Source organism: Mesorhizobium sp. DxT (assembly GCF_058448885.1).
Genome location: NZ_JBZFLJ010000002.1, coordinates 480,937 through 501,423 on the forward strand (window position 1 = coordinate 480,937; position 20,487 = coordinate 501,423).

Sequence of the window (20,487 nt, forward strand, 5' to 3'; positions counted from 1 at the left end):
CAATGGGGCCGCTTTGCCGCTTATCGTGCATCATGAACGATGCGGCCTGCAAGCAAGGTGAGCACGCAGCGCGTGTCATCCCGCAAGGTCTCGGGTGCCGTCTCCACGAGATCTTCGTTGAAGACGGCGATGTCGGCCCACTGTCCCGGCACCAGCCGACCCTTCACGTTTTCCGCCTTCTGCGAATACGCTCCATACTCGGTGAAGACCTGCAACGCCTGCTCACGGCTCAGAGCCTCGGATTCGGAGAGGAGCGTGCCCTTCCATGTCCGGCGAGTGACCATCGTATAGAGGTTCGGGAAGGGGTTGGGCGAACACACCGGAGAATCGGATCCCGTCGATGGCTTCAGCCCCATCTCCATCCACGTGCCGATCGGGTATGACCGTGCCCCGCGCTCCTCGCCCAGCACCGAGACGTAGCTGTCGCCGAAATCGTATATGAAGGCCTGCTGCGGCGCGGGCAGGATGCCGGCAGCCTTCATGCGCCGGTTCTGCTCGTCGCTGGGATAGCCGCAATGTTCGATCCTGTGCCTGCGTCCGGCATCCGGCGAGGCTGCGAGCGCCTTCTCATAAGCGGTGATGAGCTGCTCGATGGCACCGTCGCCGATGGCATGGCAGGCCAGCGCATAACCCTTGTCGTGATAGTCCTGCACCAGCGCATAGACCTGCTCGTCGGGCAGCATCTGGACGCCGAGATTTTCCGGCTCGTCCTTGTATGGCTCGGTCATCCAGGCGGTGCGGCCACCGGCCGAACCATCGAGGAAAATCTTGACGGCGCCAACGCGCAGCATGTCGTCGCCCGCGCCGGAGACGAGGCCCATCTTCCAGCAATCCTCGACGATCGACCGTTCTGGATCGCCCAGAAGCGCCAGCCAGACCCGAACCGGCAAGCGGCCCGCCAACTTCGCGAGTTCGTATGCGCGGATTTCGGAAAGGCCACCCACTTGTCCGACGGCGGCATCCATCGTGCTGGTGATACCCAGCGACAGCAGGTAGCGGCCGCCCATCTCGATCGCGTCGACCAGGCGTTCCACCGGCAGTTTCGGGATCGCCGACCTGACCATGCCGATGGCATTCTCGGCCAGCAGGCCGTTCAGGCGGTTGCCAGTCATGCCGATCACGCCGCCATCCGGCGTTGGGGTGGATTCGGAGACGCCCGCCAGCTCGAGCGCCTTGGAGTTTGCGATCGCGACATGGCCGCAGGCGCGCGTCACCAGCACGGGATGATCCGGGGCGGCACGGTCGAGGTCCGCGCGCGTCGGATGGACGCCGGTATCGAGCTTGACCTGGTCGTAGCCGCGCGCCAGCACCCATTCGCCTTTCGGCGTCTGTTGCGCACGCTCGGCAATGGCATCGACAATTGCTTTCAGCGTCGGCGCTGCCGTAGCGGTGACGTCTACCATGCCCATGGTCAGGCCGGTCGCGATGAGGTGCAGGTGATTGTCGATCAGGCCGGGGCTTGCAAAGCGGCCCTGCAGATCGACGACTTCCGTCTCCGGCCCCTTGAGCTCCATCATTTCGCCGTCGGTGCCCGTGGCCAGCACCTTGCCCTGCCATACGGCCAGCGCTTGGCAGCGGCCGTCTTCATAGCCGCGCCAGATGTTGCCATTGATCAGGATAAGGTCAGCGAAGATACGACTGGACAAAAAAGCCTCCGAAAATTGACGCCCGCGGCGCTGAAACAAAGCAGGGGATCACAGCGGAGAACCGCCGATGCATCGTGAAGTGATTCAGACTGGCGTCACGCCCCCGCGTGCTGCGACGCCGAATGGATTTATACCGAGCCCCGGCCGGTCCCTCCGTGCATTCCCCTTTATTCTCCTGTGACGGGGCATCTTGGCGCGCCCCTTGTCAGAGCCCCAACAGTGGGACCCCGACCGGTGCTTGGCAAATTCGCTTTTGACAAATGACTATGCAAAATCTGCATAATGTGTGCGTTACATCCTTGTCGTCGCTTCCGGGAGTGCCGATAGTGCCGCCGACAGAAAGGGGTGCCTGCGTTGGAAATGAAATGGCTCGAAGATTTCGTGGCGCTGGCCGAGACCTCGAGCTTTTCGCGCGCCGCGGAGCTGCGAAACGTGACCCAGTCCGCATTCAGCCGCCGCATCAGGCAGCTGGAATCGTGGCTGGGGACAACCCTGATCACCCGCGCCACAGTACCAGCCCAGTTGACCTCGGAGGGTCGCGCCTTTCTGCCCGTCGCGCAGGAAACCATCAGCACTTTTTATGCCATTCGCGAAACGCTGCGGCCTTCACCGGGCGCGCGGCTCGTCCGCATCGCCGCCCTTCACACGCTCACCTTGACCTTCTTCCCCGAATGGCTGGGTCGGCTAGAGGCCGTGGCAGGCCCCCTCGGCACCTCGTTCATTCCCGACCGCGGCGGGATCGAGGCCAATGTCGAGGCAATGGTCACGGAAGACGCGGATCTGTTCCTCACCTACGCCCATCCCGAGGTGCCGCTTCGCCTCGACCGGGCCAAGTTCGAGCACCTGACCATCGGGCATGACAGGCTGGTCCCGGTCGCGGCACCGGAGGTCCGCATCTTCGGAACGCCGCACAAGGGAGCGGGCATCCTCGATCGTGCCGTCTCCGGCGATCTCGTCGTGCCATGCCTGTCCTACGGCTATGCGTCCTTCTTCGGGGTAGCGCTCGGGCATCTTCTGGCCAAGCGCCCGCCCTTTGCGCGTCGCACCGTGCACGAGAACACGATCAGTGCCGGGCTCAAGAAGGTCGCCATGACCGGCTTCGGCCTGAGCTGGCTGCCCGAAAGCCTCGTCGCCGAGGAACTGGCGGATGGACGGCTCGTCGTCGCCACCACAACGGACGACTGGCATCTTGATCTCGAAATCCGCCTCTACCGCCAATACGCCAACCGCTCCAAACCGGTCGAGACGATGTGGCGTGCAGCCGAGCAGATTAAGGCCGAAATCAACCCTTGATGAACCGCAGGGCACGCATGATGTCGAAGAACTCCCGCGCCTCGAGCGCCACTGCCCGCGGACCGTGCTCGCGCGCTCCGGGGTACCAGCGCGACTGATACGCGTTGACCGGATTGACGAACTCCACGACCACCTCCCACGGTCCCTCGGTCGCGGGAATGCCGCCTGCGCCGCCCGTCAGAGCAGCCTCGACCCCGTCACGAATCAGGCGGCAGGATCGCGCCGGCGCGATGGAATTGGAGGCAGGCCCGGCGCCGAACAGCGTTTCGACCGTCCCCATGCCGGGAACCATCGCGCGCGCGTCGGCGCAGATGCCTGCGTCTCCGGCAAGAAACGCCGAGGGCACACCGTAGAGCCCCGCGCACAGCGCGTTTACGGTGAACTCCGACGCCACCTCGCCATTCAGAAGCAGGCGCGAGATTTTCAGGTTGAACGAGTGGGCAAGCGGATTGTCCTCGGTCCCCGCCTTGGCATGATAGCCGGTATAGATGGCGGCACTGAAGCTCTCGTTCAGGCCGAACATCATACCGTCGGGATGGCCGGACCAGTTGCGCACGACCCGCACATCGTCGGGCAGCCGCTCGACCAGCAGGTTGCGCCCACTGTCATGCGCATCCTTGATCACGATCTCGGTGGCACCTGCGGCCCGCGCGCCGCCGCATGCGGCCAGAACCTCGGCCGTCATCAGAGCGCGATATTCGGGCCAGTCGGCATGGCCGTGGATCGTTTCATCCCAGTGGTTGATGCCGGCCGTGCCTTCGATATCGGCGGAAATGAAAATCTTCATCGTAGCGGGTTCTCCTTGAGCCAATCGGCGAGCGAGGGGTAATGGCGGCCATCGCGGCCTTGTGTTGCAGGCGCCTCACACAGCGCGTTCAGAACAGCTTCCTGCGTCGCCTCGGCGGCGGCGCGGAAGGCGAGATCGATCTTTGCATCGTCCAGACGCCGCTGCGGAGCGAACGCTGCTTGTGGCGCATGCTCGACCGGATCGGCGGTGGTAAAGCAGACGGCAAGGTCCCCGCTGCCATTGCCCCAATACGCGCCAAGCCGCGCCAGCCCCGCGCCTGCGCGACGCGCCACCCGCTGCAACTGACGGTCGCCGAGCGGCAGATCGGTCGCCAGAACCACGATCACCGAGCCTTTTTCCGCCTCGGCATCGCGGGCGGGCACAGGTCGCCGGCCGTCCGGCAGGACCAGTTGTCCGGCCGGCCCGAAATTCGCCAGAACCATCGCCCCCAGTGTGAAGTCCTCGCCATCGATTTGCATCAGCCGGGATGACGTACCTATGCCGGCCTTGAAGCCGAACGCCGTCATGCCGGTCCCCGCGCCGACCGCACCCTGGGCGAAGCCGCCCGGCCTTGCGGCATCCAGCGCCATATCGGCATCGTGGGGCATAACCGCCATCGCCTGAATGTCGCTGATCCCGCCGTCATTGCATTCGCAGACGAGCGCATTGACGGTCGATGTGCTGCGGCCGATCTCCGGGTTGGCCGCAACCGCCCTGCGGATCAGCGCCTGCGTGCAGGCGGCCACCCCGAACGTATTGGTCAGCAGGATCGGCGTCTCGATCGTGCCAAGTTCGGCAACCTGCATCAGCCCCGCCGATTTTCCGAAACCGTTGATGACGTCGACCGCGGCACGCGGCTTGAGCCGGAAGAGGTCGCCTTTATGCGGCAGGATCGCGGTAACCCCGGTGGCGATCCCTTCGCCAGACATCGTTCGATGCCCCACCGCCACGCCGGTAACATCCGTGATCGCATTGAGAGGTCCCGTGGGCAGCCCCCCGATCATCAGCCCCAGTTCGCGCGCTGTCGCCATCCCGTCCCCAGTTCATTGTTATTGTCCCGCGTGGCGCACCTTTATAGCGGTTGCGGAAAGGACGTCATCGGTCCAGACACCCCTCACCGCAGGATCAAGCAGCCGGCATCCGTTGACGAGCGGCTCTGGCGCAACGCTATCTGGAGCGTGGATGCTGGCTCCGGCTATAGTTGCACCGTCGCAGCCGACGCCGAAGATATCCAGTTACGAGGCCTCTTGAATATGCCAGCACGCGTCTTGATCGCCGAATTCATGCACGAAACCAATACGTTCAGCGTCCAGAAGACGGACCGTACGAGCTTCGAGAAGGGCACGCTCTATCTCGAGAACGAGATATCCGCAGCCTTCAGGGGCACCCACACATTCATGGGCGCAGGCTACGAAGCTGCTGACAAGTACGGCTGGTCCTCCATCACGCCCCTCGTCGCCGGGGCAACGCCGGCCGGACGGGTAACGGACGCGTGTTTCGAGGAGTTTGCAGCGATCCTGCTCTCCGCCGCAGGAGAGGTGGACGGCATACTCCTACACCTTCACGGCTCCATGTCCACGGAGAGCCATGACGATGGCGAAGGCGAATTGCTGGCGCGCATGCGGGCCGCTATCGGACCGTCCATCCCCATCGTCGTCGTGCTCGACCTGCACGCAACCGTGACGCAAGCCATGGCCGACAATGCCGACGCGCTGATCTCCTACCGCACCTATCCGCATATCGACCAGTACGAGCGCGGGCATCAGGCGGCAGCTCTGCTCGACCGCACGCTGCGCGGCGAAATCCGGCCAAGGGTCGCCGTCGCCCGTCGACCGATCCTCTATGCACTGGATGGCGGTCGGACCACATCCAGACCCATGGTCGAGCTGCTCGCGCGGGCCGATGCGCTGGAAGCGTCGGGAGAGGCGCTGGTCGTCAGCGTCCAGGCAGGCTTCTCGTCTGCCGACGTTCACGACATCGGCCCCTCGATCCTGGTCACGGCCGAGGACAGGGGCAAGGCTCAAGAGATCGCGGAAGAACTGATGGACTATGTCTGGCAGGAAAGGCACTGGTCGACGATCACCTTTACGCCGCTCGAGGAAGCGCTTGCCGAGGCGGCCGCGCCGTCGAACGACGACAGGCCTCTGGTGATTTCGGACTATTCCGACAACCCCGGATCGGGCGCCTATGGCGACGCGACGACCCTGCTTCGCGCGATCCTCGAGGCAGGGCTGACCAATGTCGGTTTCCATGCCATCTGCGACCCCGAAGCAGCGCTCAAGGCGCAGGAAGCGGGCGTCGGCAATACCGTACGCCTGAAACTTGGCGGCAAGGTCGACCCGTCCATCGGCGGCGCACCGCTGGATGTGACCGCGGAGGTCGTGACCCTCTCCAGCGGTCGCTTCATCGCCTACGGACCGATCGGCGGCGGCACATGGCGCAACCACGGCCTCAGCGCGCTTCTGCGGATCAACGGCGTCGAGGTCGCGGTGATCACCAATAACGGACAGGCGACAGATCTGGCGCAGTTCACGTCACTGGGCATCGACCCGCACCGCAAATCCACGCTTATCGTCAAGTCGATGCAGCATTTCCGCGCTGCCTTCGAGCCCATCGCCCGCAGGGTGATCGAGGTTGACACCGGTGCGCTGTCGACCAAGAACTTCTTCGCTCGTCCCTACAGGCACATCCGGCGGCCCATCTGGCCGCTGGACGATATTTGATCGGGCGGGCGGGGTCTCAGCCCGCAAACGCGAAGGCGCGCTGGGGATTCTCGACGAAGAACTTGTGAACCAGCTTCTCGCCGTCGAAGCCCGCTTCCCCGGCCTCCTCGATGAAGCGCGGTTTCCACTTTTCGAGGATGAAGCCCATGCCCAGCCCGCCCTCGCCATAGCTGGCGAACATCGTCCGCCGAGCGATGTCGCCGCCGACCATGATCTGGTCCTCATGACCCCAGCGCACGAGGTCCAGAATGCAGCGGGTTCGCACGTCTTCGGAATAATATTTGACCCGCGTGATGCCGTCGAAGGAGAAGAACACGCCGGTTTCGGCCACCTTGCGGTGCAGCCACGGATCCGGGTTGCGGTCCAGGTGCGCGATGGTGAGCCGCGCCGGATCGACGCCTTCCGCCTTGACGAGGTCGAGCTGCTCGAGGGCCATCGTGCCGAGTTCGGTGTGCGAATGGATTGGCGCGCCGGTTTCCTTGTGGGCGTCGAGCACCGCCAGCAATATCTTGATCTCCGACTCGTTCATCGTGTTGTAGCCGGTCCCGAACTTGACGACACCGCCCCTGACATCGGTGCCGTCCATGCCTTCGGTGACCTCGGCGACCACGTGGCGCGCGAGCGCGTCGCGGCTCTGCGATGCGATCCACTGGTTGAAGGTCATCCCCTTGCCGGGCATCGTGCCGGGCCACATGATCGCCTTGTTGAAACCGGCCGTCGCGATCACCTGCACGCCGGCGGCTTCCGCGATCCGCTTGACGGTGCCGACGTCGCGACCGTAGTCGATCGCCGTGGCGTCGTAGATCGTGCGCCCGCCCGCCTTCGCGAAGAGTTCCAGTTCCGCCTGCGAGGCCTCAGGGCTGTCGAGCAGGAGATCGGTATCGCCCTTTTCCTTCCAGAGCTGCGGAATGCAATAGATGTGGTCGTGCGCATAGGTCACGCCCATTTCCGAAGGGTCGATGTCGCCACTCACGGTTCGAACGAAGGCCATGATCCATATCCTTGTGAAAATAGTTTTCTCAAGGATTATAGCTGATTTTCCGGCATCATAAAGTCACAACACGCATCTACGAAAATAATTGCAATGACGCTCGCTTTTGGTAGGTTGGCCATCGCTGCGCCGTTTGCAGCGCAAACCGTGAGAAGCACATGGCCAAGATCCGCACCGTTCTGGGCGACATCGGGACCGACAGGCTCGGGCTTGTCTACACCCACGAGCACCTGATCACCTACCCTCCGGCGGTCCAGAAGGATCGCGATCTCGAATTGTCGAGCTACGAATGCTCGTTGCGCGAGCTGGTCATTTTCAAGGAGTCGGGCGGAACGCTGCTGGTCGAGGCGACGACGCTCGACTACGGCCGCGACCCGTCGGCGATGGCGCGCATGTCCGCCGAGGCGGGTGTGCCGGTCGTCGCCGTTAGCGGCTTCAACAAGGCCGCCTATTTCCCGCGCTGGGTCGAGACGACGCCGGTCAACGGCATCGCCGACAAGCTCGTGCGCGACGTTATGGAAGGCATGGACGGCGGATCGCACAAGGCTGGCCACCTGAAATCCGGCGGCTCCTACAACTTCATCCATGCGCTGGAAGACAAGACGACCCGCGCCGTCGCGCGTGCGCACAAGGAAACCGGCGCGCCTGTCTGGCTTCACACGGAAGCCGGTACGATGGGCCTGGAGATGCTCGATATTCTCGAAAGCGAGGGTGTCGACCTGGAGGCGGTCGTTGTCGGCCACTCCGACCGCAATCCGGACCCGTGGTATCACGCCTCGATCGCCAGGCGCGGCGCGACCGTCCAGTTCGACGGCGTCTCCAAGGTCAAGTACCATCCAGATTCCGTGCGCATCGCCTGCGTGAAGGCGCTGGTCGAGGCAGGCCATGCGTCGCGCCTGATGATTTCAGGCGATATGGGGCGCGCCTCCTATCTTACCGGCTATGGCGGCGGGCCGGGCTTTGCCTTCATCGCGACGAAGTTCATTCCCCGCATGCGCGAGGAGGGCATTTCGGACGATGTGATCGACACCATCTTCAAGAAGAATCCGGTGCGCTGGCTCGCCCGGTTCTGAGCCTTTGAAACCAACGACCAGCGGCGAGCTATCCATGACTGTCGAAGCCAAGAACCTTTCCCGCGACGCCTTTGCCGCACGCATCGCGCAATGTCCCGCGGTGATCCTGCCTCTCGGCGCAACGGAGCAGCATGGCTATCACTTGCCGCTCGGCGTCGACATCATCCTCGCCGAGGCGCTGGCCGTCCGGGTCGCCGAGGCCACGGGCGCAACCGTGATGCCGACGATGCCTTACGGCTATTCCTGGGTATGGCGCGACGCACCGGGCTCGGTAACCGTCGAATCCCGCACGCTCGAGGATGTTATCGTCCAGATCGCGGAAAGCCTTGCCCGTCACGGCGTCCGGCACGTGTTCCTGATAAACGGGCACGAGGCGAACGGCGCCACGATGAAATACGCCTCCCGTCGTTTGTGGGACCATGCCGGCGTCAAGGTCTGGCGGCTGTTCTATCCGGACCTCGGCTCCGTGATGGCCGAGCACTGCGAAAGCCCGACCTGGCACGGCATCGTCCATGCCTGCGAATTCGAGACGTCGCTGATGCTCGCCGTCGCTCCACACCTTGTCGACATGGACAAGGCGGTTCGGGAATATCCCGACCGTGATCGCGGCTATTTCCAGGGCGGTCGCCCCATGGGCGAGCTCAGCGAGAGCGGCGTTTTCGGAGACGCCACGCTTGCCACCGCCGAGAAAGGCAAGGCGATGCTCTCGATCTTCGTGGACTCCATGGCGCGCGCCGTCCGCGAGATTTGCGCGGAAGCCTGACGTGGTCCATATCGGTCCCATCGCCAAGTCGATGCAGGACCGACCATGAACGACGTCTTCAGCCGCATTTCCAAGATCTATCCCGGGCTGAAGAAGGCCGAGAAGAAGATCGCCGACCTCATCCTCGCCGATGCAGATTTCTTCCTGCGCGGCTCGATTACCGATGTCGCCGAGGCAGCCGGTGTCTCGGCCTCCTCGCTCACCCGCTTCAGCAGGCTCCTCGAGGTCGAAGGCTTCCGTGAACTGAAGCTGTCGATCGCGCAGGCCAAGAGCGCGCAAAGTCCCTATTACCACCAGTCCATCCAGGCTCTCGACGAGGTCGAGATCGCCGGCGGCAGGCTGGAATATCTCTATCTCCAGCAGGTCGTTGCCTCGCTGAACTCGACCTTCACCCGGCTCAACCCGGAAGCGCTGGTCGACGCCATCCGTGCGATACGCTCGGCAAGGCGCATCCGCACCTTCGGCGTTGCGGTGTCCGGCCTCATCGCCTCGGAAACGGCAATGCGTCTCATGCGGCTTGGCCTGGAAGCCACCTATGTGGCCGACTCGCATTTCATGCGCATCGCCTCCAGCCTGCTGGGCGTTGGCGACGTCGCCATCTGCATTTCGCACACCGGCCATTCACAGGAAGTGCTCGACGCAGCCGACATGGCCCATCGCCAGGGCGCACAGGTGCTTTGCATGACCGCACCGCACACGCCGCTTTCGCGCAAGGCCGACATCCTTCTGGAAATATCCGTCTTCGAGGAGATCGACATCTACACGCCGTCGATCTCGCACTTCGCCTACCACTATGTCATCGGGCTGCTGGCATTCCATATCGGACAGTCGGCCGAACTGGACCGGGAAGGCCTTCTTGCCAAGATCAAGGCGGGCCTTGCGCGCGGCCAAAGCCCTGAGTCCTAACAATGAAAATTTTTGCATGAAAAAAACATAGTGAATTCAGAATGATGTCAAGTCTTTAGCCAAAAAGGAAAATCTTTACATTTCTGGCTAGGCTGTTAGAGTTTCCTCGATCGAAGCTGGCGCCGCTCATCGTTGCGGGGGTGCCGGTCAACGCAAAGGGGAACTGCAATGAGATTTTCCGGCATCTGCACGGGCGTGGCGCTCGCACTTCTCACCCAGGCTGCCCATGCGCAGACCGAGGTGACGCTTCATCCTGGTCTCGGGCCCGCCGATGGCGCCGAGCTCGTCGACGTCTCGCGCTATGAAGCGCGCCGCGACGGCAAATATACGATCGGCTTCTCGAACGTCTTCACCGGCAATAGCTGGGTCGTCCAGCTTCTTGCCGAAGCCGAATGGCGCGCCGCCCAGTTTCCCGAGATCGAGCGCTATATCGTCACCGACGCCAATTTCGACCCCTCGAAGCAGGTGGCCGACGTCGAGGACATGCTGGCTCAGGGCGTCGACGCGATCGTCATCAACCCGACCTCGCCGGTTGCCGTCGTGCCCGTGCTCGAGAAGGCCTATGACGCCGGCGTAGCCGTAATCATCGTCGCAGCCGACGCCGAGACGGAGAAGGCGACCGTCCGCATCCTCGCCGATCAGGTCAAGTTCGGTCGCGACGGCGGCGAATTCCTCGCCGAATCCATGGGCGGCGAAGGTAAGGTCATCGCACTGCGCGGCATAGCCGGCATCTCGGTCGACACCGACCGCTGGGCGGGCGCCGCGGAGGTTTTCGAAAAGCATCCGGGCATCGAGGTCGTCGGCGAGGTCTACGCGCAGTGGGCCTATGACCAGGGCCGCCAGGCGTGCGAGAGCCTTGCGCTCGCTCACCCGCAGATCGACGGCGTGTGGTCGTCGGGCGGCGCCATGACGCAGGCCTGCATCGAGGTCTTCAACGAGCTGGGCCGCGATCTCGTCCCGATGACCGGTGAGGCCAATAACGGCTTCTTCGGCGCATGGAAGGACAACCAGTCTGCCGGCTTCGACTCGATCGCACCGCAGAACCCCACCTGGATGGTTGCCGAAGGTGTGGCCGCCGCCGTGGGCGTGCTCAATGGCCAGGACATCTACGGCGAATACAAGGTCGTCGCCGAGCCCTACACCTCGGCCGACCTCGATGAGCTCTATCGTCCGGATCTGAACGATTCCTACTGGGTGGGCTCCATCCTGCCCGACGATAAGCTGAAGGAACTCTACGGCAACTGAGGCTATCATCATCCTGTCGGCTCGGCCTTGCCGGGCCGATGTCATGCGCGGCACGCTGCGCAAATCTGTGATTTAGTTTGGATGCGATGGTGGCTGCCACTCCCCTGATCCAGGTCGAAGGCCTCAGCAAGAGCTTTGGCCCGGTCAAGGCCCTGCGCGACATGCAGCTCGTCGGCCACGCTGGCAAGGTTCATGCCGTCATGGGCGAGAACGGAGCCGGCAAATCGACGCTGATGAAGCTGCTTTCGGGCGTGTTCAGGCCGGATGCCGGAACGATCCGCCTTCGCGGCGAGACGGTCCAGTTCAACCATCCCAGCGATGCGCATCACGCCGGCATTTCCACCATTTTCCAGGAATTTTCCCTGCTGCCCAACCTGTCGGTGGCAGAAAACCTCTTTCTCGGCCGCACCGGCGAAAACGGGAGGGCCGTCCGGCGCGGCGAGATGAAGGCGAGGACGGTCGCCGCACTTGCCGCGCTCGACCTTCGCATCGATCCCGACCGGCGGGTCGGCGCACTGAGCGTCGGCCAGCAGCAGATGATCGAGATCGCCAAGGGGGTCCTCGCCGACGCGTCGGTCTTCATCTTCGACGAGCCGACCGCCGCGCTTGCCTCGCACGAAGTCGAGACCCTGTTTGCGTTGATCCGCAGGCTCGCCGGCGAAGGCAAGGTCATCTTCTACATCTCCCATCGGCTGAGCGAGATCTTCGCGATCTGCGACGACATCACGATCATGAAGGACGGCGCATTCGTCCGTTGCGTGCCTGCGGCGGAAACGAACGTCGACGAGGTTATCCAGGGCATGGTGGGGCGTCCCATCGAAGAGCTTTTCGAGCCCCGCGCAGCGCAACCCGGATCAGTTCTGCTGTCTGCCAAAGATCTGCGCGGAGAGGCGTCGCCGCATCCTCTGTCGCTCGAAATCCGCGAGGGCGAGATCGTCGGGATCGCCGGCCTGGAAGGCCAGGGCCAGCAGGAGCTTATGCGCCTTCTGGCGGGCTTCGACAAAGCCGATGGCGGCTCGCTCGTCCTCGGCGGCGATGCGATCGAGGGGCACTCGGCGCGTCGGCGCATGGCGGGGGGCATCGGCTTCGTCCCGGAAAGCCGCAAGGATGACGGGCTGTTCCTGTCGCTCGACATCGGCGCCAACATGGCCACGGCCGCCATCGCGCGGCGTGGGATTCTGTCTTGGGTTCCCGGCATGCGGCAGCAGGTCGGCGGCATCATGAAGGACCTCGCCGTCAAGGCGCCGAACGCACGAACGGCGGTCGTTGATCTCTCGGGCGGCAACCAGCAGAAGGTGGTGCTTGGCCGCTGGCTGCTTGCGGGCGCCCGTATCCTTCTCTGCGAGGAGCCGACGCGCGGCGTCGATGTCGGTGCGAAGCGCGAAATCTACCGCCAGCTCAGGCAGTTCGCCGCCGGCGGGCGCGGAATACTCGTCACGTCGCGCGAATTGCCAGAACTTATCGGCCTCTGCGACCGTCTTCTTGTCATCCGCGACGGCAGGATCGTCGCCGAGGTTCCGGCCGAGGGCGCGACCGAGAGCGAATTGCTGCGGGCGGCCTTGCCTGCCGTCGAAAGCCAGGCGGCATGAGCGCCGCATCGCCGAGTACCCCGCGCAGGCTTCTTGCCCGCTTCCGGCGGGATGCGTTCTGGTACCGCCAGCGCGGCGCGGCCTTGTCCTTCGCCATCCTGGCGTTGATGCTGGTCGCGCTGTCGGTCATCGTGCCCCAGAGTTTCTATTCCGGCACGAACCTGTCGAACCTTGCGGGCCAGCTCGCACCCCTCTTCCTCGTCTCGCTGGGCCAGACCTTTGTGCTTCTGGGCGCCGGGTTCGACCTCTCCGTCGGCGCGGTCATTTCGCTGACCTCGGCCATCCTGACGCTGGATCTGGCCGACCCGGTCAAGATACCGCTCGCTTTCGCCGCCGCCGCTACCGTGGGGCTCGCCAATGGTATGGGCTGCGTCTATCTGCGCGTTCATCCGATCATTATGACGCTGGCGACCAGCTCGATCGTGCAGGGCATCGCCCTGATCCTCCTCCCCACGCCCGGTGGCATTGCACCGCCCGCACTCGTCGGGCTGGCGTCCGGTTCGTTCCTCGGCCTTCCCGCCGGCTTCTACTGGATCGTCGCCGGCGTCATCGCCGCGATCTGGCTGATGCACGGGACCGGCTACGGCGTGAAGCTCTATGCCACGGGCCAGAACCCGCAGGCCGCCTGGATAAGCGGCATCGCAGCGCCGAAAATCCGCGTATCGACCTATGTGATCTCGTCTCTGGCGGCCGCGCTCGCCGGTGCCTACCTGACCGGACGCCTCGCGTCGGGCGACCCCAATGTCGGCAGCGCACTGGGGCTCGATAGCGTCCTGGGCGCGGCTCTCGGCGGCACGCTCCTCTCCGGAGGCGTCGGCGGTCCGATCGGAACCATTGCCGGCGTGCTCATCATCGGCATTCTTAACAATGGGCTCAATCTGGCTGGCGTATCGCCCTACTACCAGTTCGTCGTGAAAGGCACGATGCTGATTGCCGCCGTAAGCCTCTTCCGCAGACGCGAGGCCGGCCTGTGAAGAGGATGCTTCTTTCCCTTCCCCCTGCCTTCTGGGGGTTGATAGCGGTCTGCGTGTTTGCGGCCTTCACCCAGCCGCAGTTCCTGTCGCTTCCCTTCCTGATGATCCTGCTGCGTCAGGCAGCGCCGCTCGGCATCGTTGCGCTCGGCCAGACATTCGTCGTGGCCAATCGTTCGCTCGATCTCTCGGTCGGTGCGACGATCGCCTTCGTCAACCTCATCGTCTCGCACGCCATGTGGAACGGTTATCACCCAGCCGTCCCCATCGCCGTGGCGCTGTCCGCCGGACTTTTCATAGGCCTCGTCAACGGCGTACTGGTGACGGTGCTGCGCGCATCGGCCGTCGTCGTCACCCTTGGCACGGCCGCCATCATCACCGGCATCGGCTTCCTTTACACCGGCGGCGCGCCGGGCAGCTCGATGGCCGACGTGATCAAGTGGCTCGGCCGTGGCCGCATCGGCGTCGTTCCCGTGTCCGGCCTCATCTGGCTCGGCTTCGCCATCGTCGCCTATCTGCTCATGCGCCGGCTTACGATTGGCCGCTACATCTTCGCCGCGGGCGACAACCCGTCTGCCGCCACCTATTCCGGCATCCCGGTGAATCGTACGCTACTGGTCTCGCATGTCCTCAGCGGGCTGTTTGCCGCGAGCGGCGGCCTGCTGCTTTCCGGCCTCGTCGGCGTCGGCTCGCTGAACCTCGGCGCCGACTACGTCCTGAGCTCGATTGCCGCTGTGATCCTCGGCGGAGCCGTGTTCGGCGGCGGAGCCGGCGGCGCAGTGGGAACCGTGCTGGGTGCCGCCCTTCTCGTCATGGTCCTCAACCTGCTGACGGTGTTCGGTGTCGACCAGTCAGGCAAGTTGATCGTGCAGGGTCTGGTCATCGCCGTTGCGGCCATCATCTACCAGCAGGGCCGGCGTGGTTGACGGCCTGACGCTCGGGATCGATTTCGGCACCTCCGCGGTCAAGGTCGTGGCGCTGCGTGGGGACGGCACGCTCGCGGCTCACGCGAGCAGCGGCTACGAGACCTTCAAGCCCGCACCGGATCGCGCCGAACAGGAGCCCGAGGACTGGTGGCGCGCGCTTTCGACCGCTGCCGCGGTCGTCATGGCGGAAATCGACCCCGCGAGCGTCATCGCGGCCGGCCTGTCGGGACAATTGAACGGCATCGTGCTGATCGATGCCGACGGCGCGGCTCTCGGACGGAGCCTCATCTGGCTCGACCAGCGCTGTGGCGACGAGGTCGCCGAACTCGAGCGCTCGCATGCCGAGGCGCTTGCAGCCAAGGTCTCGTCCCCAACCTCTCCGATCGCGGTGCTGCCCAAGCTGCAATGGCTGGCCCGCCATGAGCCTGCGCGAATGCAGCGGGCAAGACATGTGTTTCAGGTCAAGGATTACATCCTGTGGCGCCTCACTGGCGCCGTCGCGACGGATGCCAATGAGGCGTCGGCAACGCTGATGATGAACCTCGTCAGCCGCCAATGGGACGCGGCGCTGGTGACCCTCTCGGGCCTCGCGCCCGGCCATCTCAGCCCGATCCGCGCCTCAACCGAAATAGTCGGCCATGTCACCCCCGAGGCATCGTCAGCAACCGGCCTGCCCCGTGGCCTCGGCGTCGTGCCCGGTTCGGGCGACACCGGTGCGCTCGGCGTCGGCTGCGGCGCGTTCGCAGCCGGTACAGCAGCCGTGACGCTCGGCACCGCCGGCCATATCGTCGCCTCCGTTCCCAACCAGCCACCGGCGCTGGTTCCGGGCCTGTGGCGGATGGCGCACGTCACGCCCGACCGCGAACTATGGCTTGGGCTCATCCCCGCCGGCGGCCTCTCGATCGCCTGGCTCCGCAATCTCGGCACCGGTTTTGCCGGCCGCCCCTTCGGCTTTGACGATCTTGAACGCCTTGTTCAGGCAACGGAGCCCGGATCGGACGCCGCGGTTTTCCTGCCGTTCCTCGAGGGTGCCGGCACGCCATGGAACGACCCCTCGCGGTTTGCCGCCGTTGCGGGCCTGAACGTCACGCACGGAGCCGGTCATCTCGTGCGCGCCGTCTACGAGGGCGTCGCCTTCAACATCCGTGCCTGTCTGGAAAGCTTCGAGGTGGCCGGCGTCGGGCTTGAGCGGGTCCATCTTGCCGAAGGCGGCGCCCAGTCGCCTGCATGGTGTCAGATCATCGCCGACGTGCTGAACCGGGAAGTGCGTGTCGTCGCCGAACGCGACACGTCGGCAACCGGCGCTGCTATTCTCGCGCGTGCGTGCGCAGGCCCGGCGGACCTCGCTGCGGTCGTCGAACGCTCGGTCCGGATCGCGCGGGTCCACAAGCCGAACCCCGCCGTGCAGGACCGGATAGACCTTTCATGGAAGCGCTTCCGCGAAGAGGCCGGGCGCACCAACTAGGTCAGGACGCCACGCTTACCGCCGGCATCCTCGTTTCAGTCGAGCCGCGCGAGCAGACCCGCCATCAGCCGAGCCCGTTCCGCAAGGCTGTCCACCTCGATATGTTCGCCCAGCGTGTGTAGCCCCGCGCCGCGCACGCCGATCGAATCGAGAGTTGGGATGCCGAGCGCGCCGGTGAAGTTTCCGTCCGAGCCGCCACCGGCGCTGCCATGCGTCAGGTCGAAGCCGATCTCGGCAGCAACTGCCTTGCCCACTTCATAGAGCGCCATGGTGCCCGCGTCCGGTTCCCAGACAGGACGGGTAACCCCGCGCGTCACCTCGAACCGGACGTCGTTCTCCTCCGCCGTCAACGCCAGCATCGCCTCGACGCCCCGGTCAAGATCATCCTGGCGCTTCGCCATCGACAGGGCTTCTGCATGGCAGACTGACGAAACGCAGTTGACCCACTGACCGGCATGGATGACGCCCACGGAGAAGGTGCAGTCGTCGCTGGTCATGGCCTCCACCTCAAGCAGCTTGCGCGCCATCAGCGCGATCGCCGAGCGGCCATCCTTGAGCGCCCAGCCGGCATGGCTCGGCCGGCCTTCGGTCTTCAGGTTGAAGCGCGCGATCGCATAGCGGCCGGTCACCGCGCCGCCGTCGGGGCGCGCGGGCTCGGGCACCAGCACATATTTGTTCTTCCGCGCTTCCATCTCGATCAGCTCGCGGGTCGAGGGCGTGCCGACCTCCTCGTCCGGCGTGAACAGCACTGTCACGGGCAGAGGCGTTTCGATGCCGGCCAGCGCGAGCTGTCGGATCGCCTCCACCGCCGCGTAGTTGCCTCCCTTCATGTCCTGGATGCCCGGGCCGTAGCATCTGTTGCCGTCACGGCGGAAAGGCAGCTTCTCAAGCGTGCCGATAGGGTGAACGGTGTCGAGATGGCCGGAGATCAGGATGCCCGGCTTGCCGAAATTCTTGTGCGGAAACCGCGCGCGGACTGACCCGCCAAACCCCATGCGACCGGGGATCCGCTCGATCTCGGCGCCTGCGGCCGCCAGATCGTAGCTCGCAAGGTCCATCATCCGGTCGACGGCTGCCGCGTCGAATGTCGGGCTTTCGCACTCGATCCAGGGCTTCAGCCCGGAAATCATGGCGTCGCTGTCGAAGGGGAGTGCGTTCAGGTTCATGAATGCGTCTTTCGGCATCGGCTGAAATCGCCGGATAGGCAAACGAACCCCGCCGATGCGTCGGGGTTCTGCCCTCGTTATGTGGAACTCAGCTCAGCGGCAGGCGCTTCTCGACGATGCGCGCCATGACGCTGGCGCCCACCGGAAGGATGGCGTCATCAAAGACGAAACCCGGATTGTGAACCGGCACATCGCCCCCATGGCCGATGGTGCAATAGGCGCCCGGCACGGCTTTCAGCATGTCGGCAAAATCCTCGCTGCCCATCACCAGTTCGTTTTCGTTGGTGATGTTTTCGGTCCCCACAATCTCCGAAGCCGCGTCGAGATAGGCCTCACTCAGGTCGGCGTCGTTCATCAGTACGGTGAAGATCGGCCGCAGATCCGCCGTCACCTCGATGCCGAACAGCTTCGAATAGCCCTCGCACATCTCTTCGATCCGCTTGTGGATTAGGTCGCGCACCTCGTCGTCGAAATAGCGGATCGTGCCGCAGATCACCGCCTTGTCGGGCACGACATTGTAGGCCGAGCCGGAGTGGATCTGCGTGACCGAAAGCACGGCCGGCTTCACCGCCGGCACGTTGCGGCTGACGATCGACTGCAGCGTCTGCACCAGCGAAGTAATCGCGACGATCGGGTCCTTCGAATGGTGCGGCATGGCGCCATGGCTGCCCACGCCCTTCACATGGATGTCGAAGAAGGTCGAACCCGCCATCGCCGGCCCCGGCTTCACGCCAACCTTGTTGGGGGTCGCGAGCGGATTGTTGTGCATGCCATAGACTTCGTCGCAGGGAAACCGCTCGAAAAGCCCATCGGCAAGCATGGCTCGCGCGCCGCCCAGGCCTTCCTCGGCGGGCTGGAAGATGAACACCGCCTTGCCGGAAAAGTCCCGCGTCTCGGAAAGGTAGCGCGCAGCCCCCAGCAGCATGGTCGTATGCCCGTCATGGCCGCAGCCGTGAAACTTGCCCGCCGATTTCGAGCGCCACGGCAGGTTCGTTTCCTCGTCCATCGGCAGGGCGTCCATGTCGGCGCGCAGGCCGACCGCGCGGCCACCGCCGCCCTTGCCTTCCAGCACGCCGACGACACCGGTCTTGCCGATGCCCGTATGCACTTCGATGCCCCAGGAGCGAAGCTTCTCGGCGACGATGCCCGCCGTGCGCGTCTCCTCGAAACCGATCTCCGGGTGCTCGTGCAGGTCGCGCCTGATGGCGGTCAGCTCGTCGGCATATTCCTCGATCCGGGGCAGGCTTGGCATGGTCGTCTCCTTGGCATGTGCGACGCTCAGTTCGTCGCGAGTTCCCTGAAATTGGCGAAGTCCCAGCTTCGACCGGGCGCCGCTTCGATAAGCGCCCGCGTATAGTCGTGCGCCGGGCGGCCCAGCACGTTCTCGGCCGTGTCGTGCTCTACGATGCGGCCGTGCTGCATCACCACCACCTCGTCGCAGATCTGCGCGGCGACCCGCAGGTCATGCGTGATGAAGAGAATGGCGATGCCGAGCTTTTCCTGCAGGTCGTCGAGCAGCTTCAGCACCTGCGCCTGGACCGAAACGTCCAGCGCAGACACGGCCTCGTCGGCGACGAGGATGTCGGGCCGCATCGCGATCGCGCGGGCTATGGCAACGCGCTGGCGCTGGCCGCCCGAGAACTGGTGCGGGTAGCGCCTGAGCGCGTCGCGCGGCAGGCCGACCAGCTCCATCAGTTCGCCGGCGTGCTTGAGGGCCTCGTCGCGCGACTGGCCGAAATTGAGCAGTCCCTCGATGAGGCTGTCGCCTATCGTCCAGCGCGGATTGAGCGACCGGAACGGGTCCTGGAAGACGATCTGGATATGCTTGCGGTGCGGCTGGAGCGCGGCGCGATTGAGCTTGGCGATGTCGGCCTGCCCGACCCGGATTTCGCCGTCTGTCGGATCGATGAGACGCATGATGCAGCGCGCCACCGTCGACTTGCCCGATCCGCTTTCGCCGACAATGCCGAGTGTGCGGCCGCGGCCGATCGCGAAATCGACATTCTCGGCCGCACGCGTCTGCCGGCCTTTGCCGAAAACGCCGCGCGTATCGTAGATCTTGGTCAGGCCCTTGACGTCCAGCGCCGGGGCGCCATCACGGGAAGCGCGTGCCGCGCGCGGAATCAGGCTCGGAACCGCGGCGAGCAGCTCGCGCGTATAGACTTTGCGGGGCGAACGAAGCAGCGTTTCCACCGGCGCGTGCTCGACGATTTCGCCATGCCGCATGACGTACACGGTATCGGCGATCTCGGCCACGACGCCCATGTCGTGCGTGATGAAGAGCACGGCGGTGCCGTGGCGTTCCTGCAATTCGGCGATGAGCTTGAGCACCTGGTTCTGCGTCGTCACGTCCAGCGCCGTTGTCGGCTCGTCGGCAATCAGCAGCTTGGGTTCGAGGATCAGCGCCATCGCGATCATGATGCGCTGCCGTTGGCCGCCGGAAAGCTGGTGCGGGTAGGAGCCGTAAACACGTTCGACGTCGGGCAGATGCACCTGCTCCATGATGTCGATGACGCGCTTTTTCTTCTCGGTTGCTCCCAGCCTTGTGTGGCTGTCCAGCACCTCCTCGATCTGCGCGCCGACCGTCATGACCGGGTTCAGCGCCGTCATCGGTTCCTGGAAGATCATCGAGATACGGCGCGCCCGCATCTCCCGCATCGCGCCGGCATCGAGGTCGAGAAGGTTCTGACCCTCCAGCTCGATGCGGCCGCCGGTGACCTCGAGCGAGCCTTTGGGAAGCAGTCCCATGACGGCGAGCGAGGTGACCGACTTGCCGGAACCCGACTCGCCCACGAGGCAAACGGTCTCCCCGTCGCGGATCGTCACGTCGATGGAAGAAAGGATCTGCGTTTCCGTCCTGCCGCCGACGGTGGCGACGGAGAGGCCCTTGATCTGCAAAGCCGTCGGACGGTCCGAGAAATCGCGATTGCGGAAGATCATCGC

At 64.6% G+C, this 20,487-nt stretch carries 17 protein-coding genes; 10 read left to right on the plus strand and 7 right to left on the minus strand.

The window, feature by feature from the left end; genetic code table 11:
* Nucleotides 1-20 precede the first annotated feature (20 nt).
* Nucleotides 21-1,646, minus strand: coding sequence for an amidohydrolase (locus ACVJNE_RS06410; RefSeq protein ID WP_499563954.1), 1,626 nt, complete (start codon nucleotides 1,644-1,646; stop codon nucleotides 21-23).
* Nucleotides 1,647-2,000: 354 nt separating this feature from the next.
* On the opposite strand from ACVJNE_RS06410, the gene ACVJNE_RS06415 reads away from it, so the two are divergent.
* Complete coding sequence (locus tag ACVJNE_RS06415) at nucleotides 2,001-2,939, plus strand: LysR family transcriptional regulator (RefSeq protein WP_444726431.1); 939 nt, start codon at nucleotides 2,001-2,003, stop codon at nucleotides 2,937-2,939.
* Here ACVJNE_RS06415 and ACVJNE_RS06420 read toward each other — a convergent pair.
* Both ACVJNE_RS06420 and ACVJNE_RS06425 read right to left on the minus strand, forming a co-directional pair.
* A complete protein-coding gene (locus ACVJNE_RS06420; protein ID WP_499563957.1) occupies nucleotides 2,929-3,726 on the minus strand; it encodes a M55 family metallopeptidase in 798 nt (265 codons plus the stop codon). The genes ACVJNE_RS06415 and ACVJNE_RS06420 overlap by 11 nt on opposite strands.
* Complete coding sequence (locus ACVJNE_RS06425) at nucleotides 3,723-4,757, minus strand: DmpA family aminopeptidase (RefSeq protein ID WP_499563959.1); 1,035 nt, start codon at nucleotides 4,755-4,757, stop codon at nucleotides 3,723-3,725. Before ACVJNE_RS06425 ends, ACVJNE_RS06420 begins: the two co-directional genes overlap by 4 nt.
* Before the next feature lie 222 nt (nucleotides 4,758-4,979).
* Between ACVJNE_RS06425 and ACVJNE_RS06430 the strand changes: the two genes are divergently transcribed.
* The gene (locus ACVJNE_RS06430) at nucleotides 4,980-6,449 is read left to right on the plus strand and encodes a M81 family metallopeptidase (protein ID WP_499563960.1); all 1,470 of its coding nucleotides are present in this window, start codon (nucleotides 4,980-4,982) and stop codon (nucleotides 6,447-6,449) included.
* Nucleotides 6,450-6,465: 16 nt separating this feature from the next.
* Here the strand turns inward: ACVJNE_RS06430 and ACVJNE_RS06435 are convergent, their stop codons facing one another.
* A complete protein-coding gene (locus ACVJNE_RS06435) occupies nucleotides 6,466-7,440 on the minus strand; it encodes a phosphotriesterase family protein (protein ID WP_499563961.1) in 975 nt (324 codons plus the stop codon).
* Between the two features lie 158 nt (nucleotides 7,441-7,598).
* Here ACVJNE_RS06435 and ACVJNE_RS06440 point away from each other — a divergent pair, with 158 nt between their 5' ends.
* The 8 genes from ACVJNE_RS06440 to ACVJNE_RS06475 all read left to right on the plus strand — a co-directional run bounded on the left by ACVJNE_RS06440 (nucleotide 7,599) and on the right by ACVJNE_RS06475 (nucleotide 16,378).
* Entirely contained in the window at nucleotides 7,599-8,513 is a 915-nt protein-coding gene (locus tag ACVJNE_RS06440; RefSeq protein WP_499563963.1) for a phosphotriesterase family protein, read from the plus strand.
* Nucleotides 8,514-8,547: 34 nt separating this feature from the next.
* Nucleotides 8,548-9,276, plus strand: coding sequence for a creatininase family protein (locus tag ACVJNE_RS06445; RefSeq protein WP_499563965.1), 729 nt, complete (start codon nucleotides 8,548-8,550; stop codon nucleotides 9,274-9,276).
* A gap of 45 nt (nucleotides 9,277-9,321) precedes the next feature.
* The gene (locus tag ACVJNE_RS06450) at nucleotides 9,322-10,182 is read left to right on the plus strand and encodes a MurR/RpiR family transcriptional regulator (protein WP_173188906.1); all 861 of its coding nucleotides are present in this window, start codon (nucleotides 9,322-9,324) and stop codon (nucleotides 10,180-10,182) included.
* A gap of 168 nt (nucleotides 10,183-10,350) precedes the next feature.
* Nucleotides 10,351-11,427, plus strand: coding sequence for an ABC transporter substrate-binding protein (locus ACVJNE_RS06455; protein WP_499563967.1), 1,077 nt, complete (start codon nucleotides 10,351-10,353; stop codon nucleotides 11,425-11,427).
* An 89-nt stretch (nucleotides 11,428-11,516) separates the two neighbouring features.
* The gene (locus tag ACVJNE_RS06460; protein ID WP_499563969.1) at nucleotides 11,517-13,016 is read left to right on the plus strand and encodes a sugar ABC transporter ATP-binding protein; all 1,500 of its coding nucleotides are present in this window, start codon (nucleotides 11,517-11,519) and stop codon (nucleotides 13,014-13,016) included.
* Nucleotides 13,013-13,990: an ABC transporter permease gene (locus ACVJNE_RS06465; RefSeq protein WP_499563970.1), complete on the plus strand. Its 978-nt coding sequence runs from the start codon at nucleotides 13,013-13,015 to the stop codon at nucleotides 13,988-13,990. Before ACVJNE_RS06460 ends, ACVJNE_RS06465 begins: the two co-directional genes overlap by 4 nt.
* A 5-nt stretch (nucleotides 13,991-13,995) precedes the next feature.
* Entirely contained in the window at nucleotides 13,996-14,913 is a 918-nt protein-coding gene (locus ACVJNE_RS06470; RefSeq protein WP_444726711.1) for an ABC transporter permease, read from the plus strand.
* On the plus strand, nucleotides 14,906-16,378 hold the full coding sequence (locus ACVJNE_RS06475; RefSeq protein WP_499563971.1) for a xylulokinase: 1,473 nt from the start codon (nucleotides 14,906-14,908) through the stop codon (nucleotides 16,376-16,378). The genes ACVJNE_RS06470 and ACVJNE_RS06475 overlap by 8 nt, the downstream gene beginning before the upstream one ends.
* Before the next feature lie 35 nt (nucleotides 16,379-16,413).
* Here ACVJNE_RS06475 and ACVJNE_RS06480 read toward each other — a convergent pair whose 3' ends face one another.
* The 3 genes from ACVJNE_RS06480 to ACVJNE_RS06490 all read right to left on the minus strand — a co-directional run bounded on the left by ACVJNE_RS06480 (nucleotide 16,414) and on the right by ACVJNE_RS06490 (nucleotide 20,484).
* On the minus strand, nucleotides 16,414-17,544 hold the full coding sequence (locus tag ACVJNE_RS06480; RefSeq protein ID WP_499563973.1) for a M20/M25/M40 family metallo-hydrolase: 1,131 nt from the start codon (nucleotides 17,542-17,544) through the stop codon (nucleotides 16,414-16,416).
* An 88-nt stretch (nucleotides 17,545-17,632) separates the two neighbouring features.
* Nucleotides 17,633-18,796 (minus strand): M20 aminoacylase family protein, encoded by a 1,164-nt coding sequence (locus ACVJNE_RS06485; RefSeq protein WP_499563975.1) that lies wholly within the window; start codon nucleotides 18,794-18,796, stop codon nucleotides 17,633-17,635.
* Nucleotides 18,797-18,822: 26 nt separating this feature from the next.
* A complete protein-coding gene (locus ACVJNE_RS06490) occupies nucleotides 18,823-20,484 on the minus strand; it encodes an ABC transporter ATP-binding protein (RefSeq protein WP_499563977.1) in 1,662 nt (553 codons plus the stop codon).
* Nucleotides 20,485-20,487 lie beyond the last annotated feature (3 nt).